Annotated in this window: 26 protein-coding genes; 13 read left to right on the top strand and 13 right to left on the bottom strand. The window is 69.3% G+C overall.

Translation table 11 applies throughout. From position 1 onward, the window contains the following. On the top strand, positions 1 to 402 hold a 402-nt coding region (locus BW991_RS20030; protein ID WP_139335967.1), incomplete at its 5' end, for an ABC transporter ATP-binding protein. 2 nt (positions 403 to 404) lie between these two features. On the opposite strand, the gene BW991_RS20035 is transcribed toward BW991_RS20030, so the two are convergent. Together BW991_RS20035 and BW991_RS20040 are read right to left on the bottom strand one after the other, a co-directional pair. Continuing rightward, on the bottom strand, positions 405 to 3,005 hold the full coding sequence (locus tag BW991_RS20035; protein ID WP_076603888.1) for an FkbM family methyltransferase: 2,601 nt from the start codon (positions 3,003 to 3,005) through the stop codon (positions 405 to 407). Between the two features lie 115 nt (positions 3,006 to 3,120). Next, on the bottom strand, positions 3,121 to 4,035 hold the full coding sequence (locus BW991_RS20040) for a DMT family transporter (RefSeq protein WP_076603889.1): 915 nt from the start codon (positions 4,033 to 4,035) through the stop codon (positions 3,121 to 3,123). Between the two features lie 101 nt (positions 4,036 to 4,136). On the opposite strand from BW991_RS20040, the gene BW991_RS20045 reads away from it, so the two are divergent. The 5 genes from BW991_RS20045 (at position 4,137) to BW991_RS23945 (ending at position 8,806) form a co-directional block, all read left to right on the top strand. Next, positions 4,137 to 4,994 carry a LysR family transcriptional regulator gene (locus BW991_RS20045; protein ID WP_076603890.1) on the top strand — a complete coding sequence of 286 codons (858 nt, stop codon included), beginning with the start codon at positions 4,137 to 4,139 and terminating at the stop codon, positions 4,992 to 4,994. 1 nt (position 4,995) lies between these two features. Beyond that, on the top strand, positions 4,996 to 6,591 hold the full coding sequence (locus BW991_RS20050) for an ATP-binding protein (protein ID WP_076603891.1): 1,596 nt from the start codon (positions 4,996 to 4,998) through the stop codon (positions 6,589 to 6,591). 2 nt (positions 6,592 to 6,593) lie between these two features. After that, the gene (locus BW991_RS20055; RefSeq protein WP_076603892.1) at positions 6,594 to 7,226 is read left to right on the top strand and encodes a response regulator transcription factor; all 633 of its coding nucleotides are present in this window, start codon (positions 6,594 to 6,596) and stop codon (positions 7,224 to 7,226) included. 135 nt (positions 7,227 to 7,361) lie between these two features. After that, entirely contained in the window at positions 7,362 to 8,621 is a 1,260-nt protein-coding gene (locus BW991_RS20060) for a putative Na+/H+ antiporter (protein ID WP_076603893.1), read from the top strand. Positions 8,622 to 8,632: 11 nt separating this feature from the next. Beyond that, positions 8,633 to 8,806 (top strand): hypothetical protein, encoded by a 174-nt coding sequence (locus BW991_RS23945; protein WP_170879140.1) that lies wholly within the window; start codon positions 8,633 to 8,635, stop codon positions 8,804 to 8,806. A 12-nt stretch (positions 8,807 to 8,818) separates the two neighbouring features. Here BW991_RS23945 and BW991_RS20065 read toward each other — a convergent pair whose 3' ends face one another. After that, on the bottom strand, positions 8,819 to 9,337 hold the full coding sequence (locus tag BW991_RS20065) for an O-acetyl-ADP-ribose deacetylase (protein ID WP_076603894.1): 519 nt from the start codon (positions 9,335 to 9,337) through the stop codon (positions 8,819 to 8,821). 232 nt (positions 9,338 to 9,569) lie between these two features. Between BW991_RS20065 and BW991_RS20070 the strand changes: the two genes are divergently transcribed. Both BW991_RS20070 and BW991_RS20075 read left to right on the top strand, forming a co-directional pair. Next, entirely contained in the window at positions 9,570 to 9,842 is a 273-nt protein-coding gene (locus tag BW991_RS20070) for a PepSY domain-containing protein (protein ID WP_076603895.1), read from the top strand. A 23-nt stretch (positions 9,843 to 9,865) separates the two neighbouring features. After that, positions 9,866 to 10,387, top strand: a complete 522-nt coding sequence (locus BW991_RS20075; RefSeq protein WP_076603896.1) for a cytochrome b/b6 domain-containing protein — start codon at positions 9,866 to 9,868, stop codon at positions 10,385 to 10,387. Between the two features lie 73 nt (positions 10,388 to 10,460). On the opposite strand, the gene BW991_RS20080 is transcribed toward BW991_RS20075, so the two are convergent. Continuing rightward, the gene (locus BW991_RS20080) at positions 10,461 to 11,954 is read right to left on the bottom strand and encodes a CoA-acylating methylmalonate-semialdehyde dehydrogenase (protein WP_076603897.1); all 1,494 of its coding nucleotides are present in this window, start codon (positions 11,952 to 11,954) and stop codon (positions 10,461 to 10,463) included. 29 nt (positions 11,955 to 11,983) lie between these two features. Further along, positions 11,984 to 13,291, bottom strand: a complete 1,308-nt coding sequence (gene aptA, locus BW991_RS20085) for an omega-aminotransferase AptA (protein WP_076603898.1) — start codon at positions 13,289 to 13,291, stop codon at positions 11,984 to 11,986. 102 nt (positions 13,292 to 13,393) lie between these two features. Here aptA and BW991_RS20090 point away from each other — a divergent pair, with 102 nt between their 5' ends. From BW991_RS20090 to BW991_RS20100, 3 genes are all read left to right on the top strand, one after another. Beyond that, positions 13,394 to 14,329 (top strand): LysR family transcriptional regulator, encoded by a 936-nt coding sequence (locus tag BW991_RS20090; protein WP_076603899.1) that lies wholly within the window; start codon positions 13,394 to 13,396, stop codon positions 14,327 to 14,329. A 271-nt stretch (positions 14,330 to 14,600) separates the two neighbouring features. Beyond that, a complete protein-coding gene (locus tag BW991_RS20095) occupies positions 14,601 to 14,876 on the top strand; it encodes an HU family DNA-binding protein (protein ID WP_050414315.1) in 276 nt (91 codons plus the stop codon). A 442-nt stretch (positions 14,877 to 15,318) separates the two neighbouring features. After that, positions 15,319 to 16,812, top strand: a complete 1,494-nt coding sequence (locus BW991_RS20100; RefSeq protein WP_076603900.1) for a DEAD/DEAH box helicase — start codon at positions 15,319 to 15,321, stop codon at positions 16,810 to 16,812. A 257-nt stretch (positions 16,813 to 17,069) separates the two neighbouring features. Here the strand turns inward: BW991_RS20100 and nusB are convergent, their stop codons facing one another. From nusB to cutA, 6 genes are all read right to left on the bottom strand, one after another. Then, positions 17,070 to 17,516 (bottom strand): transcription antitermination factor NusB, encoded by a 447-nt coding sequence (gene nusB, locus BW991_RS20105; protein WP_076603901.1) that lies wholly within the window; start codon positions 17,514 to 17,516, stop codon positions 17,070 to 17,072. Then, positions 17,513 to 17,983: a 6,7-dimethyl-8-ribityllumazine synthase gene (gene ribH, locus BW991_RS20110; RefSeq protein ID WP_076603902.1), complete on the bottom strand. Its 471-nt coding sequence runs from the start codon at positions 17,981 to 17,983 to the stop codon at positions 17,513 to 17,515. Before ribH ends, nusB begins: the two co-directional genes overlap by 4 nt. A 75-nt stretch (positions 17,984 to 18,058) precedes the next feature. After that, positions 18,059 to 19,147, bottom strand: a complete 1,089-nt coding sequence (gene ribBA / locus BW991_RS20115; protein WP_076603903.1) for a bifunctional 3,4-dihydroxy-2-butanone-4-phosphate synthase/GTP cyclohydrolase II — start codon at positions 19,145 to 19,147, stop codon at positions 18,059 to 18,061. Then, a complete protein-coding gene (locus BW991_RS20120; RefSeq protein WP_076603904.1) occupies positions 19,144 to 19,749 on the bottom strand; it encodes a riboflavin synthase in 606 nt (201 codons plus the stop codon). Before BW991_RS20120 ends, ribBA begins: the two co-directional genes overlap by 4 nt. A gap of 217 nt (positions 19,750 to 19,966) precedes the next feature. After that, positions 19,967 to 21,799 carry a protein-disulfide reductase DsbD gene (gene dsbD / locus BW991_RS20125; protein ID WP_076603905.1) on the bottom strand — a complete coding sequence of 611 codons (1,833 nt, stop codon included), beginning with the start codon at positions 21,797 to 21,799 and terminating at the stop codon, positions 19,967 to 19,969. 104 nt (positions 21,800 to 21,903) lie between these two features. Next, positions 21,904 to 22,260 carry a divalent-cation tolerance protein CutA gene (gene cutA / locus BW991_RS20130; RefSeq protein ID WP_084205174.1) on the bottom strand — a complete coding sequence of 119 codons (357 nt, stop codon included), beginning with the start codon at positions 22,258 to 22,260 and terminating at the stop codon, positions 21,904 to 21,906. A gap of 125 nt (positions 22,261 to 22,385) precedes the next feature. On the opposite strand from cutA, the gene BW991_RS20135 reads away from it, so the two are divergent. Next, a complete protein-coding gene (locus BW991_RS20135) occupies positions 22,386 to 22,946 on the top strand; it encodes a DUF2946 family protein (protein ID WP_076603907.1) in 561 nt (186 codons plus the stop codon). Between the two features lie 14 nt (positions 22,947 to 22,960). Further along, positions 22,961 to 23,704, top strand: coding sequence for a Mut7-C RNAse domain-containing protein (locus BW991_RS20140; protein ID WP_076603908.1), 744 nt, complete (start codon positions 22,961 to 22,963; stop codon positions 23,702 to 23,704). Positions 23,705 to 23,723: 19 nt separating this feature from the next. On the opposite strand, the gene BW991_RS20145 is transcribed toward BW991_RS20140, so the two are convergent. Together BW991_RS20145 and BW991_RS20150 are read right to left on the bottom strand one after the other, a co-directional pair. Further along, positions 23,724 to 24,101 carry a response regulator transcription factor gene (locus BW991_RS20145; protein ID WP_076603909.1) on the bottom strand — a complete coding sequence of 126 codons (378 nt, stop codon included), beginning with the start codon at positions 24,099 to 24,101 and terminating at the stop codon, positions 23,724 to 23,726. Further along, positions 24,076 to 25,230 (bottom strand): PAS domain-containing protein, encoded by a 1,155-nt coding sequence (locus BW991_RS20150; protein ID WP_076603910.1) that lies wholly within the window; start codon positions 25,228 to 25,230, stop codon positions 24,076 to 24,078. Before BW991_RS20150 ends, BW991_RS20145 begins: the two co-directional genes overlap by 26 nt. Between the last annotated feature and the right edge of the window lie 238 nt (positions 25,231 to 25,468).

Genomic DNA, 25,468 nt, shown 5'->3' on the forward strand with positions numbered 1-25,468 from the left:
GAGACGATGAAGGAGGTGTATCAGCTCTTCCCGCGCCTCGAGGAGCGCAAGGCGCAGATGGCCGGCACCTTGTCCGGCGGCGAGCGCCAGATGCTCGCGGTGGGCCGTGCGCTGATGGCCAAGCCGAAGCTCCTGATGCTCGACGAACCGAGCCTGGGTCTCGCGCCGCTGATCGTGCGCGAGATCTTCCGCATCATCAGCGAGCTGCGCCGGCGCGGGGTGTCGATCCTGCTGGTCGAGCAGAACGCGCGCGCGGCGCTGCAGGTCGCCGACTACGCGTACGTGCTGGAGACCGGCGAGATCTCGATGGAAGGCCCGGCCAAACAGCTCGCCGATGATCCGCGCGTGATCGAGGCGTATCTCGGGCTGGGCGGCAAGCACCAGGCCATGTTGTCGACCTGAGATCAGGCCGGGCGCGCGTCGGCGGGGGGCTCGTCGCCTTCCGTCAGCGCGAGCAGGTTGCCCGAGACGATGCGCGGGAAGGCGTCGTGCGGGCAGTTGCGGAAGTTGGTCGCGTCGAAGAGCGGCGGTTCGTGGCGGAACGCGCGATAGCCCTGCTCGCGCAGGAAGGCCAGCAAGGGCGCGAGACGGTCGGGGCGGTCGCATTCGACCACGATCACCGGACGGCAGCGCGCGATCAGGCCGCTTGCGCCGCGCAGCACGTTGAGTTCGCGGCCTTCCACGTCGATCTTCAGCAGGCGGCAGGAAGGCAGATCCAGGTCGTCGAGGCGCGCGAGTTCGACCTCCTCGCCGTCGCCCTCGTCTGCGTCAGCGATGCTCACACCGCCGAAGTTCGCGGGCCGGGCGAGATCCAGCCGCGGCACGAATGCATGCCCCGCGGTCGCGCCGACCGCGCGGCGATGCAGCTCGACATGGCCGATGCCGCTGTCGGCGAGGGTCTGCTGCAGACAGGCGTGGATCGATGTCTGCGGCTCGAAGGCGATCACGCGGCCGGTATTGCCCACCGCGCGCGCCATCGCCAGCGTGAGCGTGCCAAGGTTGGCGCCGACGTCGACGGCCGTGTCGCCCGGCCGCAGCCAGGACGAGAGCAGTGCGGCCTCTCGCGGCGAGTATTCGCCGTACAGCAGCAGCGACAGCGTGATGTAGCGATCGAACAGCGGCATCGTGACGATGCCGTCGCGGCAGCGGGCGCGCACGAGGGGGAACTCGTTGCGGAGGATGACCCGGTCGCCCTCCGCGCCCGGAGCGTCGTCGGGCGATGCATCCGCGTGGCCCGACAGCAGTGCGACGAGCCCGGCAATCGGTGCGTCCCAGCTCCCGCCGACCGCCTGGCGGACGAGGGTGGCCGAGGGGTACCAGTCGCTGCGCTCGCCGCCCAGGCCCCAGCGCCAGTCGTGCAGCCAGGGAACGAGGATCCAGGTCGGCACGCCCAGTGCGCCGGCGAGGTGGGCCGGGCCGGAGTCGAGCGAGACGACGGCGTCGACGGCCTTCATCGCCGCCGCGAGGTCTTCGAAGTCGGCGATGTCGTCCGCGAGGTCGACGAGGGGGTGGCCGGCGATTTCCGGCTTCGCGATGCCGAACTGCAGCGACACGGGCGTCCACCCCGGCAGCGTCAGCAGGGGCAGCAGGGCCGCTTCGGGCAGCCGCCGGCGCCGGTTCGCCGAGCCGGCCTGACCGCCCAGCCAGACGATGCCCAGCTTGCGCCCGGGGAGGCCGGCGAGGCGCGCGGCGAAATGTGCGGCGCGCGCCGGGTCGTGTCCGAGATAGGGTGCAGGCGCCGCGGCCTCGGCGGGCATGGTCACGGCGGCGATGCCCGGCAGGCTCATCAGACCGCAGGCCGCGTCGAACACCGCGCCATCGGGCAGCGCGGTGACGATCGCGATCCCTTCCGCGCCGCTCGCGCGCCGGGCGATGCGGGCGAGCGGCGGCGGCACGAGCAGCGTCACCGCGCCGCCGGCACGGCGGATCGCGTCGGGGAGGAAGCGCAGCATCTGCAGCGTGTCGCCCAGGCCCTGTTCGGCGTAGAGCAGCAGGCGGCCCACCGCCTCGCCCGTCCATTGCGGGGCGCCGGAGAATTTCGCGCCGCCGTGGCGGGGGAGTTCCCAGCGTGCTTCGAACAGCGGCCAGCCTTCGCGGTAGTGGCCGCGCATCAGCAGCGCACCGGCGAGGCCGAAGCGCGCTTCGGCGTTGCCGGGCTGGCGGGCGAGCCACGCGCGGTAATGGCTTTCGGCCTCGTCGAGGCGTTGCTGTTCCTTCAGCAGGTGCGCGAGATTCAGCCGGGCGTTCTCGTTGTCCGGCGCGAGGTTCGCGGCGATCGTGCCGCACAGTTCGGCGCGGGCGTGGTTGCCGACTTCGTTGCAGGTCTCGCCGAGCAGCGTCCAGCCGCCCCAGAAGCACGGGCTCGCAGCGATCGCCTTTTCCGCCTCGGCGATGCCGTCGTCGAAGCGCAGCGCCTCCACGTGGTCGCGCGCCGTCATGGTGTGGAAGCGGGCGACCGCGTCGTGCGCGAGTTCGCCGTCGCAGGTCCGCAACTGCGCCAGTGCGGCTTGTGCGGCGGCGTGGTCGCCCAGCCGGCGCGCGATCTCCAGGCTCTGCGCCAGCGCCTCGACGTAGCGCGGGTTCAGCGCGACGGCGCGCTGCGAGGCCGCGAGCGCCTCCGCCGCGAGGCCCTCCGCGTCGAGCACCAGCGACAGGTTGTGGTGGGCCATCGCGAGACCGGGCGCGAGGCGCACGGCGGCGCCGAAATGCTTGCGCGCCCGCGCGCGGTCGCCGAGCAGGCGCCACGCTTCGCCCGCGGTGTTGTGGAAATTGGCGACGTCGGGCGCCGCGGCGATCGCCGCTTCTGCGAAGCGCGCGGCATCCGCGTGGCGGCCGCGCGTGTGGCAGATCAGGGCCCGCAGGTGCAGTGCGTCCGGATGTTTCGGCACCTTGCGCAGGAAGTCGGCGTAGATCGCGTCGGCCTCGTCGAGGCGCCCCTGGTTCTGCAGCGCGATCGCTTCGTGGAGTCGTGCCAGCTGGCTCGCGGAAATGGCTTTCTTCTTCATCGGCTCGTACGGGAGAGGGTTTCCCGCGAGCGCGTCGGCTCCGGCGGGTGTGCAGGCGGCTATTCTAGCTGCATGCACACCCGCGTCGTCCCTCGAGCGCAGTGCACCGACGGGTTCAGCGTGTCGCCGGGCAGGCGGCCGGGACCAGGCGCGCGATGGGGCGGGCGGCGACGAAAGCCCCCAGCGACACGCACACCAGGCCCGCGAGCAGCCATCCGGACAAGGCCTCGTCGAGCAGCGGCGCCGCGGCGACGCCGGCGAGCACCGGCACCAGCGCGATCAGCGCGCCGACCCGTTCGGCGCCGAGTTTCTCGACCGCCTTCAGGAACAGCAGCATCGCGACGATGGTCGCACCGACCCCTTGGTACAGCCCCTGCAGCACGAGTGTCGACATCGGCACCGCGTCGAGCTGCTTGGGCAGCCACAGCAGGTACACCGGCAGGTAGATCAGCGCCGAGCTGAAGGCGACGAAGCGCGTCAGCAGCCACGGATGGAAGCCCCAGCGCTTCGCGAGCACGCTGTAGAAGGCCCATGCGAGCGCGGATGACAGGATCAGCGCGTCGCCCGCGAGCATCGCCGCCGACCACGCGCTGCCGGCCAGGTAGGACTGCGCGGCGAAACCCACTCCTAACGCGATGAAGGCGAGCCCGAAGGCGCGTTCGCGCGGCATGCGCTGGCGCGTCAGCAGCCACGCGACGGCGGCGACGAGGAAGGGCTGCATGCCGGGCAGCAGGATGCCGCCGTGCGCGGCCGGCACGAGTTTGAAGCCCGCATATACGAGCACGCCGTACAGCAGGCCGCCGACCATGCCCAGCGTCCACAGGCGCGCGTCGCGCCACGACCCGCGCGGCAGGCTGCCCGCGAAAGGCAGCAGCAGGAAGGCCGCGACGCCCAGGCGCAGCGCGAGGATGTCGTGGCCCGTCAGCGCGCTCTTGCCGCCGAGGCGCGAGACGAGGATGAAGCCCGTCCAGATCGCCACGGTGCCGGCGGCGGCGAGGTAGCCGATGGTCTGGTCCCGTCCGGTGCTCATCGTTTGCTCCCGAGTGCTGTTGGTACGGCTGCCACGATAAGGCTGGACAATGTTCGCGTAAAATGAATAATTCTGATTCGAAGCATTCCTGAGAGAGAACGATGGATCTCGACGACCTGACCATCTTTCGCACCGTCGTGCGCGAGGGCGGCATCACGCGCGCGGCCGAGAAGCTGCATCGCGTGCAGTCCAACGTCACGACGCGCATCCGTCAGCTCGAGGACAAGCTGGGCGTAGAGCTCTTCATCCGCGAGGGGCGGCGCCTGATCGTGTCGCCCTCCGGGCGCGTGCTGCTCGACTACGCCGACCGCCTGCTCGCGCTCGCCGACGAGGCGCGTGCCGCAGTCAGCGACGGCACGCCGCGCGGCCGGCTGCGCTTCGGCTCGATGGAGAGCACCGCCGCGGCACGCCTGCCGGCGCTGCTCGCGCGCTTCCACGCGCAGTACCCGGAGGTGCAGCTGGAGCTGCGCACCGGCCCGACCGGCCCGCTGATCGCCGAGGTCATCGACGGCCGGCTCGAATGCGCGCTCGTCAGCGGCCCGGTCGAGGACGCGCGCGTCGCCAGCGTGCCGGCCTTCGACGAGGAACTCGTGCTCGTCGCGCCCGCGGGCCATCCTCCGATCGCGTCGCCACGCGACCTGCGCGCGCGCACGCTGCTCACCTTCGAACCCGGCTGCGCCTATCGCCAGCGCCTGCAGGCGTGGCTCGCGTCGGGCGAGGTCGTGCCCGAGCGCGTCGTCGAGCTCTCGTCCTACCACGCGATGATCGGCTGCGTCGCTTCCGGCATGGGCGTGGCGCTGGTGCCGCGCAGCCTGCTGGCGATGCTGCCGGTCGAGGACAGCGTGTCGATCCATGTGCTGCCGCCCGAGTTCGCGCTGGCGCGCACGGTGCTGATCCACCGCAGCGGTGCGCCGGGCCCGACGGTGCGTGCGCTGGCCGAACTGATCGGCCGGGCCTGACATGCTCCCGTCGCTTTTCGGCCGGGCTTCCGTGCCCGCGCCGGCCGTCGGTGCGGTGCGGCGGCCGTGGCTGTTGGCGCTGGCCTTCGGCATCGCCTACCTGCTGCTCGACCGCGCGAGCTACCTGTACCCGATGGCGGACTTCAAGGTCACGCCGTGGAACCCGCAGCCCAGCCTCGCGATCGCCTTCCTGATGGTGCTCGGCTGGCGCTGGATGTGGGCGGTGCTCGTGACGGTCGTGGTCGCGGAGATGACGATCCGCGACGTCGCGTCGCCCATCGCGGCCTTGCTCATCGCGCTGGTGCTCTCGCTCGGCTACGCGGCGATCGCAGCGACGCTGCAGGGGCGGTTCCACGTCGCGGTGTCGCTGCGCCAGCGCAGCGACGTGTTGCGCCTGTTTGGCGTCGTCGCCGGCGGCAGCCTGCTCATCGGCGCGGCCTACGTCGCCGCGCTCGTGCTGCTGGGCGGCACTTCCGGCGGCATGGCCGAAGCGTGGCTGCGCTTCTGGATCGGCGACACGGTGGGCATCGTCGTATCCCTGCCGCTGATCCTGATGATGCTCGACGCCTCGCGCCGTGCGCAGGTCGCGCTGCTGCTGCGCAACCGCGAGGCGCTGCTGCAGCTGGGCGCGATCCTCGCGAGCCTGTGGGTCGTGTTTGCGCTGCCGGACGCCCAGCGCTTCAATTATTTCTACGTCCTCTTCCTGCCGCTGGTGTGGATCGCCGCGCGCCACGGCATGGCCGGCACGGCACCGGCGATGATCCTGCTGCAGGTCGGCGTGATCATCGTCATGGAGGCGTCCGGCATCAGCTCGCTGGGCGTGTTCGAACTGCAGGCGTTGCTGCTGGCGCTCGCGATGACGGGCTTTTTCGTTGCCGTGACGGTGGACGAGCGCCAGCGCATCTCCGACGACCTGCGCCGCACCCTCAAGCTCGCTGCTGCCGGCGAGATGGCCGCGGCGATCACGCACGAACTCAACCAGCCGCTGACGGCGCTGAACAACTATGCGCGCGCCTGCCGGCTGATCCTGGAATCCGGTTCGCCGGCCGCGCACGCGAGCCTGCCCGACACGCTCGACCGCATCTCGGCCGAAGCGCGCCGTGCCGGCGACGTGATCCGCCGCCTGCGCGATCTCTTCAAGGGCGGCGTCGAAGGGCGCGAGCCGGTCGATGTCGGCGCCGTCGCCGTCGCGATGGTGGAAGCCTTCCGCAACCATGCGGGCCGCATCCACTTCCGCCTCGATCTGCCCGCGGCGCCCGCACGGGTGCTGGCCGATCGCGTGCAGATCGAACTCGTGCTGCGCAACCTGCTGCAGAATGCCGTCGACGCGCTGGCAGCCTTGCCGGACGGCACGATCAGCCTGCGGATGCGCGCGGACGAGGACGAATTGCGCGTGGACGTCGAGGATACCGGGCCCGGTATCCCCCCGGCCCGGGTGCCGAGCGTGTTCGAGCCCTTCGCCTCCGACAAGGCCAACGGCATGGGGGTGGGCCTGCCGATGAGCCGCGCGATCGTCGAGTCGCACGGCGGACGACTGGTGGCGGAGGCGGGGCCGGGCGGCCGCGTCCATTTCACGCTGCCCCGACTGAAGAGCTGAGCATGGATAACGACGAACGCCTGCGCGACGAACGCCTGTGCGTGTTCCTGATCGACGATGACGCCTCCGTGCGCGACTCCCTGTCGTTGCTGCTGGGCATCCGCGGCTATGCGACGCGCGTGTTCGACAGCGCCGACGCCTTCCTGCACGCGGCCGGCGAGGGCGGCGACGCGTGGGCCGGCTGCGTGCTGACCGACATCCGCATGCCCGGCCTGTCCGGCCTCGACCTGCAGCGCGTCGCCGCCGAAAACGGGATGCCGCTGCCCTTCGTCGTGATGAGTGCGCACGGCGATGCGGCCGCCGCACGCCAGGCCTTCCGCCAGGCGGCGATCGACTTCCTGGAGAAGCCCTTCGACGATGCCGACCTCTTCGCCGCGATCGAGCAGGCCTTCGGGCGCGAACGCCAACGCCTCGCCGCCGTGCGGCGCGAACATACGGTCAGCGGGCGGCTCGCCGCGCTGACCGAGCGCGAGCGCGAAGTCTGCGACCTGATGGTGCAGGGCCTGTCGAACCACGAGATCGCCGCGCGCCTGGGCATCAGCCATCGCACCGCGCAGGTGCACCGCGGGCGCGTGATGCAGAAGATGGACGCCGGGTCGCTCGCCGCCCTGATCGCCGCCTGCCGCGAGGGCTGACGCCCGCAAGCGGGGCCCGCGCATACGCCGATCCGCGTACGCGACCTGTCCAATTCTCCGCTGCGCCCCCGGTCGGTAAGCTCCCGTTGTGCATGGCTTTTCCTGCGCGATCTTCCTCCAGGGAGCACACGACCCATGAGCGAGGCGACACCCGTACAGATGGTGGCGGCCGGCCTGTTCGCACTGGCCATCATCCACACCTTCTCGACCAAGTTCTTCGAGCAGCTGGCGCACCACCACCCGGCGCACGCCGGCGTGTTCCACCTGCTCGGCGAAGTCGAGGTCGTGTTCGGCTTCTGGGCGATGGTGCTGATCGTCGCGATGGGCGTGCTCGCCGGGCGCGCCGACGCGATCGCCTACCTCGACAGCCGCAACTTCACCGAGCCGATGTTCGTGTTCGCGATCATGGTGATCGCCGGCAGCCGCCCGATCCTGCGCTTCGCGCTCGCGCTCGTGCGCATGGCGGCGAACTTGCTGCCGATGCACCAGAACGTCGCGTTCTACTTCATCACGATGGCGCTGGTGCCGCTGCTCGGCTCCTTCATCACCGAACCGGCGGCGATGACGCTCGCGGCGCTGATCCTGCGCGACAAGTTCTTCGCCCACGGCATCTCCAACCGCCTCAAGTACGCGACGATCGGCACGCTGTTCGTCAACATCTCGATCGGGGGCACCCTCACGCCCTTCGCCGCGCCGCCGGTGCTGATGGTGGCCGGCACCTGGGGCTGGGACATCTGGTTCATGATCGCGACCTTCGGCTGGAAGGCGCTGATCGCGGTCGTCTTCAACGCCATCGTGGTCACGACGGTGTTCCGCCCGGAACTCGCCGCGCTCGACACCGGCGCTGCGAAGAGCGGCGAGCGCATGCCGGGGCTCATGGTCGTGATCCACCTGCTGTTCCTCGCCGGCGTCGTCGCCTTCGCCCACCACCCCGCGGTGTTCATGGGCCTGCTGCTGTTCTTCCTCGGCTTCGCGACCGCCTACAAGCGCTATCAGGATCGCCTGATCCTGCGCGAAGGCCTGCTCGTCGCCTTCTTCCTCGCGGGGCTGGTGGTGCTCGGCGGGCAGCAGCAATGGTGGCTGCAGCCCGTGCTCACGGGCATGGACGCGACGACCGTGTACTTTGGCGCGACCGCATTGACCGCGTTCACCGACAACGCTGCGCTCACCTACCTCGGCTCGCTGGTGCAGGGCCTGTCGCCGGAATTCAAGTACGCGCTGGTGGCCGGCGCGGTGACCGGCGGCGGCCTCACGATCATCGCCAACGCGCCCAACCCGGCGGGTTTCGCGATCCTGCGCGGGCATTTCCCCGACGAGGCGATCCACCCGATCGGCCTGCTGCTGTCCGCGCTGCCGCCGACCCTGGTCGCGATCGTCGCCTTCCAGGTTCTGTAAGGAAGATCGCCATGAGCACGTTCGACGAAATCCTGCAGTGGTTCGAAACCCTGCCCGCGAGCTTCGCCTTCCTGCTCGCGCTGCCCTTCGTGATCGCCTTCGTCAGCTTGCTCAAGGACGCGGTCGAGCGCCGTGGCGGCAAGAAAGGGCGTCGCGGGAGCCATGGCGAGCCGAAGATCCTGTAGGCAGATCGCGCCTCACGCGGCCGGGGCGCCGAGCAGCGCCTCGTACAGCGCGAGGTCGCCCGCCGAGAAGCAGCAAAAGATCACTTCGGTGATCGTCGGCAAGGCGGCGACGCCCGCGCGCACGGTCGCCACCGCGATGCGCGCCGCCGCGTCCTTCGGGTAGCCATAGACGCCGGTGCTGATGCCCGGAAACGCCACCGTCGCCGCGCCGTTCGCCGCCGCCACTTCGAGCGCGCGCCGGTAGCACGACGCCAGCAGCGCCGGCTCGCCGCGCGTGCCGCCGTGCCACACCGGGCCCACGGTGTGGATCACGAAGCGCGCCGGCAGGCGGTAGCCCCGCGTCAGCTTCGCCTCGCCGGTCGGACAGCCGCCCAGTCCGCGGCATTCGTCCAGCAGTTCGGGGCCCGCCGCGCGGTGGATGGCCCCGTCCACGCCGCCTCCACCCAGCAGCGAGGCGTTCGCGGCATTGACGATGGCATCGACGGGCAGGGTCGTGATGTCGGCCTGCAGGGCGCGGAGGGTGGCGGTCATGGTCGGTCTCCTGTCATTCCGGCGGGGCGGTGATGAGCCAAGCCTAGCTTCCGCCCGGCATTGACCGCAAGACGGAACTGTCGCCCTGCGCGCGATGCGGCACGGTGAAGCGAGCTGTAACACTTGCCGGACGGAATCTTGAACCCGTGTTCACGGAACGTTCACATGCCGACCCCGAAAATGGCTGCCGTGTCATATCGACATGCCGTTCAAATTTTTCCGGAGTTCAAGCATGAAAGTTCGTCACCTCGTCACCGCTGCCACGACCCTCTGCATCGGTACCGCCGCGTTCGCCGGTCCGCAATGCACCGAGGCGCCGAAGTCGTCCTGGCTCACCGAAGACGTGATGAAGCAGAAGATCGCCACCGACGGCTATACGATCGACAAGTTCAAGGTCACGTCCGGCAACTGCTACGAGATCTACGGCAAGGACAAGGAAGGGAAGAAGGCCGAGGTGTACTTCAACCCGGTCGACGGCAGCGTCGTGAAGGCCAAGCAGGGCTGAGGCGCGCGGCGCGGGAGTCGGCCATGAGCAGCGAACGTATCCGCGTCTGGGACCTTCCCGTGCGCGTGTTCCACTGGGGGCTGGTGGCGATGTTCGCGACCGCCTGGCTAACGTCGGAGGACGCCGAGGCGCCGCACCGCTGGGCCGGCTACGTCGCCCTCGGCCTGCTCGCCTTCCGTATTGCATGGGGCTTCGTCGGCAGCCCGCACGCGCGCTTCGCGGACTTCGTGCCGCGCGCCGCGGTGCTGCGCGATTATGTCGGCAAGCTGCTGCGGGGGCGCGAGCCGCGCCACCTCGGCCACAACCCGGCCGCGGCGGTGATGATCCTGTTCCTGATGGCGATGGTCGCGCTGATCGGTGCCACCGGCTGGCTGATGACCACCGACTGGGGCTGGGGCAGCGAGGTCCTCGAGGAACTGCACGAGGGCGCCGTCAATTTCACCCTGCTGGCGGTCGTCGTGCACGTCGCGGCGGCGATCTTCGAAAGCGTGCGCCACCGCGAGAACCTTGTGCGCGCGATGGTCACCGGCTACAAGCGCCGCTGACGCGCACCACGGCTGCGAGAAATGCGGGCGGCGCCGGCAACGATTCCGGCGCCGCCCGTGCTTTTGCGGCGCGTCAGCCGTTGCTCGGGAACGCGAACTGCGCCTTCTCGATGCCGGCCACCGCCCAGCGCTGCGTCATCGTCTTGCGCCGCGTGTAGAAGCGCACCGCGTCCGGTCCGTAGGCGTACAGGTCGCCGAACAGCGAGCGCTTCCAGCCGCCGAAGCTCTGGCACGCCACCGGTACCGGCAACGGCACGTTCACGCCCACCATGCCGACCTGCACGGTGTCGGTGAAATGCCGCGCGACTGCGCCGTCGCGCGTGAACACGCAGGTGCCGTTGCCGAACTCGTGTGCGTCGATGAGGCGGATCGCCTCGTCGAGGCTCCTCACGCGCACCACCGCGAGCACCGGCCCGAAGATCTCCTCGCGATACACGCGCATCGACGGCTGCACGTGGTCGAACAGCGTGCCGCCGAGGAAGAAGCCCTTCTCGTGGCCGGGCACCTTCAGCGTGCGACCGTCGACGACGAGCTGTGCCCCTTCCTCTGCGCCGAGGTCGATGTAGCTCCTGACCTTGTCACGGTGCGCCCCGGTCACCAGCGGCCCCATGTCCAGCCCGCGTTCCTTGCCGTTGCCGATCCTGAGCTCCTCGACCTTGGGCTTGAGGTGCGCGACCAGTTCGTCGCCCACCGCGTCGCCGACCGCGACGACCACCGAGATCGCCATGCAGCGCTCGCCGCAGGAGCCGTAGGCCGCGCCCATGATGGCGTTGACCGCGTTGTCGAGGTCCGCGTCGGGCATCACCACCGCGTGGTTCTTCGCCCCGCCCAGCGCCTGCACGCGCTTGCCGTGCGCGGTGCCGGTCGCATAGATGTATTCCGCGATCGGCGTCGAGCCGACGAAGCTCACCGCCTGCACGCGCGGGTCGGTCAGCAGCGTATCGACGGCCTCCTTGTCGCCATTGACGACGTTGAACACGCCCGCCGGCAGGCCGGCCTCGGTCAGCAGTTCGGCCAGCAGCAGCGACGCCGACGGATCCTTCTCCGAGGGCTTCAGCACGAAGGTGTTGCCACAGGCGATCGCCATCGGGAACATCCACATCGGCACCATGGACGGGAAATTGAACGGCGTGATCCCCGCGACCACGCCGAGCGGCGGAAATTCCGACCACGAATCGATGTCCGGACCGACGTCGCGGCTGTGCTCGCCCTTCAGGAACTCGGGCGCACCGCACGCGTACTCGACGACCTCGATGCCGCGCGCGAGCTCGCCGTGCGCGTCCTCCCACACCTTGCCGTGCTCCTCGACGATCGCCGCGACGACGCGGTCGGCGTTGCGCTCGAGCAGCTCCTTGAACCTGAACAGCACGCGTGCGCGCTTGAGCGGCGGCGTCTTGCGCCATGCCGGGAAGGCCGCGGCGGCGGCGGCGATCGCCTGCTCGACGGTCGCCTTCGACGCCATCGCGACATGGCGCACGGCGTGGCCGAGGGCCGGGTTGCAGACGGGCTGGCTGCGGTTCTGATCGGCGATGCGGGTGCCGCCGATGTAGTGTCCGAGGGTTTCCATTTCGCGGTGTCTCTCTCTTTGAGGTCGTGTCAGGTGACCGTGCGCAGCGCCTGGCGCACGGTGTCGAAAATACGGCCCAGCTCGTCGGGCGTCGAATCGAGGAAGGGCGAGAACTGCAGCACGTCGCCGCCGTTGCGGATCACCACGCCGGCCTCGAAGCACTTCAGGAACACCTCGAAGCCGCGCGCACCCACCGCACCGGGGCGTGGCGCGAGTTCGATGCCGCCCATCAGGCCGACGTTGCGGATGTCGACGACCTTCGCCTCCTCACGCAGCGAATGGATCATTTCCTCGAAGATCGGTTCCACGGCACGGGCGCGCGCGAAGCTGTCCTCCTCGCAGTAGGCGGCGAGCGTCGCCAGTCCCGCGGCGGCCGCGAGCGGGTGGCCGGAGTAGGTGTAGCCGTGGAAGAGTTCGACGACGTGCTCGGGACCCTGCATCAGCGCGTCATAGACGCCGTCGCGCACGATCACCGCGCCCATCGGCACGACGCCGTTGGTGAGCCCCTTCGCGGTCGTGATGATGTCCGGCGTCACGCCGAAGCGCGCCGCGGCAAAGGGCGCGCCGACGCGGCCGAAGGCGGTGATCACCTCGTCGAAGATCAGCAGGATGCCGTGCCGGTCGCAGATCTCGCGCAGGCGCTGCAGGTAGCCGATCGGCGGGACGAGGATGCCGGTCGAGCCCGCGACGGGTTCCACGATCACCGCGGCGATGTTGGAGGCGTCATGCAGCGCGCACAGGCGCTCGAGGTCGTCGGCGAGCTGCGCGCCCCACGCCGGCTGCCCTTTCGAGAAGGCCATGTCGGCAGCGCTATAGGTATGGCGGAGGTGATCGACCCCTGGCAGCAGCGTCGCGCTGAACACCTTGCGGTTGCCGGGGATGCCGCCCACCGACAGGCCGCCGAAGTTCACGCCGTGGTAGCCGCGCTCGCGCCCGATCAACCGCGTGCGCTGGCCTTCGCCGCGCGCGCGGTGGTAGGCCAGCGCGATCTTCAGCGCCGTGTCGGCCGACTCCGACCCCGAGTTCGTGAAGAACACCTTGCCCATGCCGGCCGGGGCCAGCGCGGCGACCTCGCGGGCGAGCGCGATCGCCTTGTCGTTGGTGACCTGGAAGCCCATCGCGTAATCGAGGGTGGCGACCTGCTCCTGCACCGCGGCGACGATCTTCGGATGGCAGTGGCCGAGGCCGCAGGTCCACAGTCCCGAGAAGCCGTCGAGCAGCTGCCGCCCGTCGTCGGTCGTGTAGTAGTGGCCGCGCGCGCCGGTGATCACGCGGGGCGATTTCCAGAACGCGCGGTTCGCGGTGAAGGGCAGCCAGAAGGCCTGGTCGTGGGACATGCGGAGCTCCTTGTGGGGTCGCGACCATCGTACGGAGACTATTGCGTGCAGAAAACGACAAGATGCGTACGCAAGGTTTCGGATAAATGAAACAATGTGCCGATGAAGACACGAGCTCTCCTTGCCAGCCTCGCCGAAGCCGACCTGCGCCTGCTGCGCGTGTTCATCGCCATCGCCGAATCCGGCGGCCTCGCGGCGGCCGAGCTGCGTCTCAACATCAGCCGCTCGGTGATCAGCCGTCACCTCAAGGATCTCGAAGTGCGCCTCGGCGTGCGCCTGTGCGAGCGCGGCCGCGCCGGTTTCGCGCTGACCGAGGAAGGCCGGGTCGTGCTCGACGCGGCGCGGCGCCTGCTCGCGCAGATCGAAGCTTTCCGCAGCGAAGTCGCCGAGCTGCACGCCGGCATGCGCGGCGAACTCAACCTCGTGATGTTCGACAAGATCGTGTCCAACCCCGGCTGCCGCCTTGCCGACGCGATCGCCGCCTTCGGCGCCGAGGCCCCCGCGGTGACGCTCAACGTCTTCGTCGCCGGCAGCAGCGAGATCGAGAAGGGTCTCCTCGATGGGCGTTTCCACGTCGCCGTCCATCCCTTCCACCGCGCGAGCGACAGCTTCACCTCGGTGCATCTGTTCGACGAATTCCTGCCGCTCTACGCCTCGCCGCGCCATCCGCTGCTCGCCGGCGGGCGCCTGCCGTCCGACGACGAACTGCGCCGCGCCGCCTTCGTCGGCCTCGGCTACCACTCGCCGAACATGGAGAGCTTCTGGCGCCTGGGCCTGCAGCCCGCCGCGCGCGCCTTCGAGCAGGAGGCGAGCGTGCTGCTGATCCGCTCCGGGCGCTACGTCGGCTTCCTGCCGGACCACTACGCGCAGGCCTTCGAGGCGCGCGGCGAAATCGTGCGCATTCCGTCCGAAACCCTGCGCTATTCGTGCGAATGGCAGGCATCGATCGCGCGCACGCCCCCGCCGGGACGCGTCGCGCGGCGCTTCATGGAGATTCTCGTCGCCCTGCATGCCCCAGCCGCCGCGTCCGGAGCCTGAAAACGCCTCTCCGGCGCGAATTTTCCGCCGGTTTTCGCGGTGAAAACGGTGCTCGCGCGGGAACGGCCGGCGGACGGTTTTCGCCGGCTTTGGTGTTTGCCCTGATTTCCGATCAGCCGCAAGGCATCCGAAAATGTGTCCATGGCATCGAAACATGCTTTGGAATTTGTATCGTTGACGCGGACGAATGCCCCGCAAGCCGCGACAATGCTAGAATCCGGCACGTTAGATGTGCAGCACCGAACAACTCACACACCAATCGAGGTAAAGCATGAACAAAGGTGAATTCGTCGAAGCCCTGGCTGACCGTCTGGATGTTTCGCGCGCTCAGGCCGACCGTGCCCTGTCCGCCGTGCTGGACATCATCGCCGAGCGCATGGCCGCGGGCGAGAAAGTGTCGTTCACGGGCTTCGGTTCCTTTGAAGTGTCCGAGCGCGCCGAGCGCACCGGCCGCAACCCGCAGACCGGCGCCTCGATCAAGATCGCCGCTTCGCGCGTGCCGAAGTTCTCGGCCGGCGCGACGCTGAAGGGCGCCGTCAACGGCTGATCCTGCCGTCTCGCACCGCAGTGAAGAGGGCCCGACGCCGGCAGGCGTCGGGCCTTTTGATTTTGTGCTTTCCCGGAATTGCAAAATCGGCTACCATTGCCGTCGTTGTGCAATGCAGCAGTCGGTTTATTTTCAGGTCTTAACTCGCGGGACAGGATTCCGCGGACCCAGCCGAGGGACTGTATCCACAGCCCCATCGCCCCCGACCCTCCCGTCGAACTCCTCTCGTTCTCCTGATCGATAGGCATCGCGAATGCCGGTTGGTGCCGATGCGCGGTCGCATCCGTCGTCCTCTTTCGACGGTATCCGACCGGCCCAAGCCCATCGCGCGCTTGCCGCCACCGCGTCCTCCGTGGACGGTGCGATGCCTTTTCATTGGCCCGGAAAACCGGGCCGGATCCCGTTGCGACCACCCGTCGCGGCGGAAACACAGGAAGAACCCATGACGTTCAACGAACTCGGCCTCAACGAACTGCTGCTGAAGGCCATCGAAACCACCGGCTACACCATCCCCACCGAAGTGCAGATCAAGGCGATTCCCGCTGCGCTCGCCGGTGCCGACCTGATGGTGTCGTCGCATACCGGCAGCGGCAAGACCGCCGCCTTCACGCTGCCCAGCCTCTCGCGCATCGTCGAACGCAAGCCCGCGCCCGGCGCCGGCCCGCGTATCCTCGTGCTGACCCCGACGCGCGAACTCGCGCTGCAGGTCGAGAAGGCCGTGAAGACCTACGGTCGTAACCTGCGCTGGCTCAACACCGCCTGCCTCGTCGGCGGCGCGCCCTTCTTCGCCCAGGTGAAGCAGCTGCAGCGCCCGGTCGACGTCGTCGTCGCGACCCCGGGCCGCCTCATCGACCACCTCACGCGCCGCAAGATCAAGCTGTCGGACGTCGAGACCCTGGTGCTGGACGAAGCCGACCGCATGCTCGACATGGGCTTCGTCGAGGACATCGAGACCATCGTCGCCGCGACCCCCTCCAGCCGCCAGACCCTGCTGTTCTCGGCGACGCTGGACGGCGTCGTCGGCAACCTCGCGAGCAAGATGCAGCGCAACCCGCAACGCATCGAGATCGCCGCCACGGTCGAGAACCGCGGCAACATCGAACAACGCCTGATGATGGCCGACAACCTCGTGCACAAGACGCGCCTGCTCGAATCGCTGCTCGGTGACGAAGGGCTGCAGCAGGCCGTGGTGTTCACCGCAACCAAGCGCAGCGCCGAGGAAGTGTCGCTGTCGCTGCAGGAAAAGGGTTTTTCGGCCGCCGCATTGCATGGCGACATGCACCAGACCGCGCGTAACCGCACCCTCGACAAGCTGCGCCAGGGCCGCATCGGCGTGCTCGTCGCGACCGACGTCGCCGCACGCGGCATCGACGTCGCCGGCATCAGCCACGTCATCAATTTCGACCCGCCGCGCCAGGTCGAGGACTACGTGCACCGTATCGGGCGTACCGGCCGCGCCGGTCGCGACGGCATCGCGATCACGATGTCGGGTCCGCGCGAGATGGGCATCATCCGTGCAATCGAACGCTTCACCGGCAAACGCCTCGACGTGCACACCATCGCCGGTCTCGAGCCGACGCTGCGTCCGACCTCGCCGCGTCGCCCGTCGGGCGGTGGCGGTGGCAAGCCGGGCTACGGCAGCGGCCGTCCGTCCAGCGGTTCGTCGTGGAGCCGCGATTCGCGCGACGCGCGTCCGGGCGCCGGCAAGGGCTGGTCGTCGGAAGGACCGGGCAGCAACCGTGGTGGCGAGCGCAGCAGCGCTCCGCGCGAGGAGCGCCCCGGCGTCGGCCGCAGCGAGCCGCGCAGCTTCGGCGATCGCAGCGCCTTTCCGCGCGACGACCGCGCTCCCCGCCGTGAAGGCTCGCGCGACGGCGCCCGTTTCGGCGGCGACCGTCCGGAAGGCGCCCGCCGTCCGCGTCCGGCTTTTCGTGACTGAGTGATGCCGGCTCCCGCGCGAGCGGGGGCGCAGTGACCGGGAAGGCCCGGGTCGTGCAGCGATGCACGCCCGGGCCTTCTGCATTGGTGCGCGTGCACGGCGCACGCCGGGTGCAGAAATGAAAAACGGGCCGCGCAGGCCCGTCGATGAATACCGTTCGGGCTGAGCCTGTCGAAGCCTGCAATTGCCCTTCGACAGGCTCAGGGCGAACGGAGGTGCAGGATCGGCGCGGCGTTAGCGCGGCCCGCGCCTGGCGTTCAGGACTTCGCGTCCTTCGCGGCGTTCACCTCGACCGCGCGCAGCTTGGCCGCGAGCTTGTCGAGCACGCCGTTCACGAAGCGGTGGCCTTCGGTGCCGCCGTAGCTCTTCGCGAGCTCGATCGCCTCGTTGATGATCACGCGGTAAGGCGTGTCGGGGGCGATCTTCAGCTCGTGCGTGGCGAGCAGCAGGATCGCGCGCTCGACCGGCGAGAGTTCCTCGACGGAGCGGTGGATGAAGGGGACGAACTCCTCCTGCAGCGACGCGACGTTCGCGAGCGTGCCGCGCAGCAGGCTGATGAAGAGTTCGCGATCGGCCTTGTCGAAGCCGGTGACCTGGGCGACGTGCTCCTCGATCACGGGGACCGAGTTGCCCGACAGCAGCCACTGGTAGATGCCCTGCAGGGCGAATTCGCGCGCGCGGCGCCGTGCTGCCTTGCCGCTCATTTGAGCATCCGCAGCAGGCGGGCCATCTCGACCGCGGTGCGCGCGCAGTCGCTGCCTTTTTCCTGCATCCGCGCGAGCGCCTGGTCGTCGTCCTCGGTCGTGAGCACGCCGTTGGCGATCGGCATGCCGGTGTCGAGACCGATGCGGTTGATGCCCGCGCCCATCTCGTTGGACACCAGCTCGAAGTGGTAGGTCTCGCCGCGGATCACCGCGCCCAGCGCGATCAGGGCGTCGTAGCGGCCGCTGCGCGCCATGGCCTGCAGCGTGAGGGGAACTTCCAGCGCGCCGGGGACGGTCGCGATGCGGATCAGGTCGGGCGCGACGCCGAGGCGCTGCAGCTCGGCGGTGCAGGCGGACAGCAGGCCTTCGCACACGTCCTGGTTGAAGCGGCTCATGACGATGCCGATGCGCAGGCCGTGGCCGCTCAGATCGGGCTCGAATTCGGGGATGTTGTCGTAACGGGCCATGTTCGGTTCTTTCGGAAGCGGAAAAGCCGGAAATCTACAGGACTTCCGGCACGGTAAAACGTCGAGGGTACCACCTCAGGCCGGATCGACGAAGCCCGTGATCTCGAGGCCGAAGCCGGCCATGCTCGGAATCTTGCGCGGGCTGGAGAGCAGCCGCATCTTGCCGACCTTGAGATCGCGCAGGATCTGGGCGCCGACGCCGAACAGGCGCGCGTCCCATTTCGGCGGCTGGTAGCCGTTGCCGGTCAGGCTCGCGAGCAGCTCGCTGCCCGATTGCGGGCGGTACAGCAGTACGATCACGCCCTGCTCGGCCTGCGCGAGGCGGGCGAGCGACTGGTTGACCGGGAAGGTGTGGCGGGCGCTTTCGGCGTCGAGGAAGTCGACGACCGAGATCGGCTCATGCACGCGCACGAGGGTCTCGCGCTCGGGGCGGATGTCGCCCTTGGACATCGCGAAATGCACCTCGCCGGTGGTCTTGTCCTCGAACGCGAACAGGCGGAAGCGGCCGTGCGGGGTGTCGACGTCCTTCTCGGCGACACGCTTGATCAGGTGCTCGTTCGACGAGCGGTACTGGATCAGGTCGCGGATCGCGCCGATCTTGAGGCCGTGCTCCTTGGCGAACTCGACGAGATCGGGCAGGCGCGCCATGGTGCCGTCGTCCTTGAGGATCTCGCAGATCACCGCGGCGGGTTCGAGCCCGGCCAGCGCGGCGAGGTCGCAGCCGGCTTCGGTGTGGCCGGCGCGGATCAGCACGCCGCCGTTCTGCGCCATCAGCGGGAAGATGTGACCGGGCTGGACGATGTCGGAAGGCTTGGCGTTGCGCGCGACGGCGGCCTCGACGGTGCGCGAGCGGTCGTGCGCCGAGATGCCGGTGGTGACGCCCTCGGCGGCCTCGATCGAGGTCGTGAACGCGGTGCCGTGCGGCGAGCGGTTGTCGCGCACCATCAGCTGCAGGTCGAGCTGCTTGCAGCGCGCTTCGGTCAGCGTCAGGCAGATCAGGCCGCGGCCGTACCTGGCCATGAAGTTGATCGCTTCGGGCGTGACGTGTTCGGCGGCGAGCACGAGGTCGCCCTCGTTTTCGCGGTCTTCCTCGTCGACCAGCACGACCATGCGGCCGGCGCGGATTTCCTCGACGATTTCGGTGATGGGGGACAGTGCGGTCATTGTGCGGATTCCTCGCGCCACGCGAGCAGGCGTTCGCAGTAGCGGGCGATCAGGTCGATCTCGAGGTTCACGCGGCTGCCCGCCTCGAGGTGCTTGAGATTGGTCACCGCCACGGTGTGCGGGATCAGGTTGATCGAAAATTCGGTGCCTTCGACGCGATTCACGGTGAGGCTCACGCCATTCACGGTGATCGAGCCCTTGCGCGCGATGTAGCCGGCCAGCGCGGCCGGGGCGCGGATCACGAGGTCGTGGCTCTCGCCCACCGGGATGAAGCGCACGACTTCGCCGACGCCGTCGACGTGGCCGGTGACGAGGTGGCCGCCGAGACGGTCCGCGAGGCGCAGCGCCTTCTCGAGATTGACCTCGTTGCCGGTTTCATCGAGGCCCGCCGTGCAGTTCAGGGTCTCGCGCGACACGTCGAACTGTACGCGCGGCGCGTCCACTGCGATGACGGTGAGGCAGACACCGCTGTTGGCGATGCTGTCGCCGAGCTGCACGTCGGAGAGGTCGAGGTCGGCCACGTTGACCGTCAGGCGGACGCCGTCCTGCAGCGGGTCGATGCGTTCGATTCGGCCGCAGGCGGCCACGATTCCGGAGAACATTTGGGGTGGGAGGGCGGATTAGGGAACAGTGATTGTAGGCGAAACGTGGCGGAAAACGGTGATTCGCGGCGTGTTCGTCAGGGCGATCGCACGAATTTCCGTAGGGCGGATGAGCCGAAGGCCGAGTTTGCCAACTGCGCCGCCGCATGGCCGTCGATCAACGCTGCCATGCGGCGGAAGGCGCTGCGCTTTTCCGCCCTACGCATGCGGATGCCGATCAGCGCAGCGCGCGGTCGAGGACTTCGCCGAAGTCCGCCGCCGGCATGAAGCCGACGACGCGCAGGCCGTCACGTTCCTTGCCGGCACGGTCGAAGAAGATCGTGCCCGGCGGTCCGAACAGGTTGAAGCGCTTGAGCAGCGCCTTGTCGTCGTCGTTGTTGGCGGTGACGTCGGCCTTCAGCAGCAGCATGCGGCCCATGCGTGCGGCGACGTTCGGGTCGGTGAAGGTGAAGCGCTCCATCTCCTTGCACGACACGCACCAGTCGGCATAGAAGTCGAGCATCACCGGGCGGTCGGCCGAGGCGAGGCGCGCGTCGAGCTCGGCGAGCGAGGCGACCTTCTCGAAGCGCGGCAGCTCGGCCGCGTTGGCGGTCGAGGCCTGCGCGCGCAGCACCGCGAGCGGCTGCAGCGGGTCGCGCGAGCCGGCGAGGGCGCCGATCAGCATCGCCGAGCCGCCGATCAGCAGCACGACGCCGACGCCCTTCCAGAAGCGCTGCCAGCCTTTCGCGTGCGGCGGCAGCGGGTCGAGCGCGTGCAGGAAGATGCCGGAGAACACCAGCAGCGCGGCCCACGCGAGCATGGGCAGCAGCGGCGGTACGACCGGGGTGAGCAGCCACACGGCGACGGCCAGCAGCATCACGCCGAAGGCCTTCTTGACCCCTTCCATCCACGCGCCGGCCCTGGGCAGCACCGAGCGGGCGGCAACGCCGACGATGAGCAGCGGGGCGCCCATGCCGAGCGCCATCGCGAACAGTGCTGCGCCGCCGAGCACGGCGTTGCCGGTCTGCGCGATGTAGAGCAGCGCGCCGGCGAGCGGGGCGGCGACGCAGGGGCCGACGATCAGCGCCGAGAGCACGCCCATCACGACGACCCCGCCGAGGCTGCCGCCCTGCTGGTGGCTGGCGGTGGAGGAGAGGCGGCTCTGCAGCGCCGACGGCAGCTGCAGCTCGTAGAAGCCGAACATCGACAGCGACAGCAGCACGAACACCAGCGCGAAGGTGCCCAGCACCCAGGCGTTCTGCAGCGCGGCGGCCAGCATCGTGCCGGACAGGCCCGCGGCGACGCCGGCCGCGGCGTAGGTGACGGCCATGCCCAGCACGTACACCAGCGACAGCACGAAGGCGCGCCCGCGCGAGATCTCGTGGCCGTGGCCGACGATGATGCCCGACAGGATGGGGATCATCGGGAACATGCAGGGGGTAAAGGCGAGCAGCAGGCCGAAGCCGAAGAAGCTCAGCAGCACCAGCGGGCCGCTGGCGTCGCGCAGCAGGCCGGCGATGCGTCCGCTCTCGTCGCCCGACACGCCGCTGCCGGCGGCTGCCGCGGCCGTCTGCACGGGCTTGTCGTCGCGCCCGAGCAGGCCGTCGAGGAAGTTGCCGCCGGTCTTGACCGGCTTGGCGAGCAGGTCGATGTCGGCGGTCTGTTCGTTGGGCGGGTAGCAGATGCCGCCGTCCCAGCAGCCCTGCACGCTGCCGAGCAGGCGGAATTTGGTCGTGCCTGCCGGCGCGTTGACGGGCAGCAGGACCTTCACTTCCTTGCGATAGGTTTCGACCTCGCCGAAGAAGTCATCCTTCTTGACCTTGCCCGGCGGGCGCTGCGGCGTGCCGAAGGTGACGGAGTCGGGATCGGCGCGGAAGCGGAATTTGTCGGCGTAGAGGTAGTAGTCGCCCGCGATCTTCACGGTGACTTCGACCGTCTGCGGGTCGAGCGCCTGCGCGGAGAGCACGAAGGCTTCTTCGGGACGCATCGGCGAACCGGCGGCGGCGTGGGCGGGGACTGACAGCGCGAACAGGCTGGCGAGGAGGGCGATCAGGGACAGGAGGCGGTGCATGGGGGCGGTCGGCGTTGCGCGGTGGCGCGATTGTAGGGCGCGATTGTAAGGCGTATGCGGCGGCTGGCCTTCGACATGGATCAAGACATGTGTCGTGCACCTGTTCAGGAAGCGCTCGGGGCTGCGTCTGCGTCGTCGGGTAGTGGTGCGGTCTCGGCGGCGACCCAGTCGAGGTAACCGGACAGGCCCCGCATGACAGGGACCGCGACGATTTCGGGAAGTTCGTAGGGATGGTTGTCGCGGATCGCCGCCTCGAGTTCCGCGTAGCGCACGGGCGTGGTCTTGATCAGGAGCGGGACTTCGGCCGCGGTCTCGATCCGGTCCTGCCAGCGATAGACCGAGCGGCAGGGGGCGAGGATGTTCACGCACGCCGCCAGGTGGCGTTCGACCAGCAGGGCGGCGAGCGCCTCGGCGCTGGCGGCGTCGGGGCAGTTGGTGAGGACGACGAGCACTTCCGGCATGGCGGGCTCCTGCATTCGGGCACGCGCCGGATTGTCCCAGACTCCGGCGTCGCGCGCATGCGCCGGCGGGTTCTGCCCGCGGCCGCGGCGCGCTATCCTGAGACTTCCGCCGGAGTTCCGCCGTAATGACCACCAGCCCCGATCCCGCCGCGCTCGCCCGCTGGCCCGACGTTCCCGCCTGCTACGACTGGCTGTCGCTCGACCGTCGCGGCATCTGGCGGCTGCGGGGCGAGGCGGTCGTGCATGCGGGGCTGGCGGGTTTTCTGAACGCCGCCTACGGCCGCGACGAAGCGGGCAACTGGCTCGTGCATAACGGACCGCAGCGGGTGTATGTGGCGCTCGAATACGCCCCCTGGGTGCTGCACCTGCATCCCGACGGCAGGCTCACGACGCACACCGGAGCCGGGGTCGCGGCCGTCGCGGCGGCGTACCTCGACGAGGACGGCAGCGTGCTGCTGGACACGGACCTCGGCGCCGGTCTGCTCGACGACCGCGACCTCGCGGCTTTCCTCGCGCAATGCCGCTGCACCGACGGCAGCGTGGCCGACGACGAGGCGCTGCTCGCGGTGATGGCGGGCGGTTCGGGAGGGGCGTCGCAGGTGAGGTGGCGGGATCTGCCGCTGCAGGCCGTCGCGCGCGCGGCAGTGCCGGCGCGTTTCGGCTTCCGGGCGCGTCCGGCGCCCTGATCGGGAGGGCGGCGATGGTGTCGGCGAGTTTCCGCTTCTACGAGGAACTCAACGATTTCCTCGCCCCGGCGCGCCGCTATCGCGACATCACGGTGCCGTGCGCGCGCGCCGCGACGGTCAAGCACATGATCGAGGCGCTCGGGGTGCCGCACACCGAGGTCGAGCTGGTGCTGGTCAATGGCGAGTCGGTGGGCTTCGACCGGCAGCTCCGTGACGGCGACCGCGTGTCGGTGTATCCGCGTTTCGAGACCTTCGACGTCACGCCGCTGCTGCGCGTGCGCGAGCATCCGCTGCGCACGACGCGCTTCGTCGCCGACGCCCACCTCGGCGGCCTTGCGCGCCTGCTGCGCATGACGGGTTTCGACACGCTCTACGACAACAACTTCGCCGACGAGGACATCGAGGCGATCGCCGCCCACGACGGGCGCATCGTGCTGACGCGCGACCGCGAGCTGCTCAAGCGCCGCACGATCACGCACGGCTGCTACGTGCACGCGCTGAAGCCGGAACTGCAGTTCGCCGAGATCCTCGCGCGCCTGGATCTCGCCCGCAGCGCGCGGCCCTTCACGCTGTGCCTGGCGTGCAACGCCCCGCTGCATGCCGTCGACAAGGCCAGCATCGAACACCTGCTGCCGGAGGGCGTGCGCGAGCGCCACACGCGCTTCAGCACCTGCGACGTGTGCCGGCGGGTGTTCTGGGAAGGGTCGCACTGGGTGAAGATGCGGGCGCTGATCGGACGCCTGCTGCCGCGCGACTGAGGCGCGCGCTGCCGCGGCGTCAGGGGGGCGCGGCGAGGATGGATTCGACCGTCTCGATCAGTTGCAGCGGGCTGAAGGGCTTGGTCAGGTAGGCATTGGCGCCCGCGAGCTTGCCGAGTTCGAGGTCCTGCAGCTGGCTGCGCGAGGTGAGGAATACGATGGGCGTCGCCGCGATCCCGGGTTGCGCGCGCACGCGCTCGCACACCTGATAGCCGTCCAGTTCGCCCGGCATCATCACGTCGAGCAGCACGAGGTCGGGGCGCAGCGCCTCGATCATGCGCAGGCCCTGGGCGCCGTTGTCGGCCTCGTGGACCTCGTGCCCGCCGTAGTCCAGCGTCAGGCTGACGAGCTTGCGCAGGTCGGGCTGGTCTTCAACGACGAGGATGATCTTGTTCATCGCGTTTTCCCATCGCGCCCGCGCGCACGAGCTGCACGAGATCCCGGGCATAGCGTTCGAGCTGGGCCTTCAGCGCGCTGTCGTCCTGCGTGCGCGGGCCGCCGGTCGGGACCTCGACCGAGATGCCGATCAGGCCGGAGAGGTCCTGCTGCATCGCGATCGTCCCGCCGTGCGCCTCGATCACGCGCCGCACGATCTCCAGGCCCAGTTCGCGGTCTTCGTCCGGGTCGAGCAGCGTCGAGGCGCCAAGGCGCGCCGGGCGGTAGGCGCGCGGGCGCGAGAACGGGCTGCCCGCCTGGTTGGGGCGCAGCGCGAGCACGATCACTCCGCCGCGCTGACGCAGGCTCACCGCGATGTCGGTCGCGTGCGGACAGGATTCGATCGCGTGGCCGAAAAGCTCGATGAGGCCGCGCTCGAGCCACTTCTCGCTGCCATACACGGGGGTCAGTTCGCCCGGCGCCGCGCTCAACGCGATGCGGCAGCGCGCCGCGCCGGTGCGCTTGCCGATATGCTGCATCGCCCGCTGTGCCACGCGTGCGAGATCGACCCGATCCTGTGCCGCGAGCGGGCCGGCGAGGCTCAGTTCGAGCACGGCTCCGGCGCGCTCGATGCGTTCCCGCAGTTCGGCGGCGCGCGCGAGCGCCTGGCGCCGGTCGCGGTCGAGCCGATCCGCATCCGGGTCGGTCCGCGCAAGCTCCGCGGCGACGCGATCGAGCGCGGCGCCGAGTTCGCCCAGTGCCGAGGCAGGCTCGCCCTGCAGCAACACCCTGAGGGTCCCCAGCGCGCGGTCGAGCACCGTCTGTTCGTCACGGCGCCGCAGCAGGATCACGTATTCGTCGGCGCCCATGCTCGGCAGCAGCGTCGCGCGCACCAGCGGCGGCGCGCTCGCCACTGCGCCGGAGCCCGGTTGCAGCGCGTCGACGTCGAGGTCGGCAGGCAGCGGGCCTTCGACGGCACGCTCGACCTCCGCACGGATCGGAGCGGGCAGCGAGTCATTACCCGCGTGTACGCCCACCGCTTCGACCGCCGCCCGGTTGGCGAAACGCACCTGGCCGCTGCGCGCGAACACGATCAGGCCGTCGCTCAGGCTGTTGAATATCTGTTGCGCGGGTGAGTACATCGTCGTCACCGTATTTTTCGTAAAGATACCACAGGTAAACGTTCCGGCGCCGCGCAGTGTCAGAGGTGCCTCGGGAAAAGGAGGTTCGTGGCGACCCGGCTCCTGTGATCATTAATTTTTATGATGAGGCTGAGGGAAAGCTGCAATCCGGCTCTTGCATAAAGAATTTGCCGGAAGGTAATAGTCCATGTTGCAAATATGGTAATGATTGGATAACTTTATGTAACGTTTGCCGACGTGACCTGTC

This window comes from Aromatoleum tolulyticum (assembly GCF_900156155.1).
GTDB lineage: Bacteria > Pseudomonadota > Gammaproteobacteria > Burkholderiales > Rhodocyclaceae > Aromatoleum > Aromatoleum tolulyticum.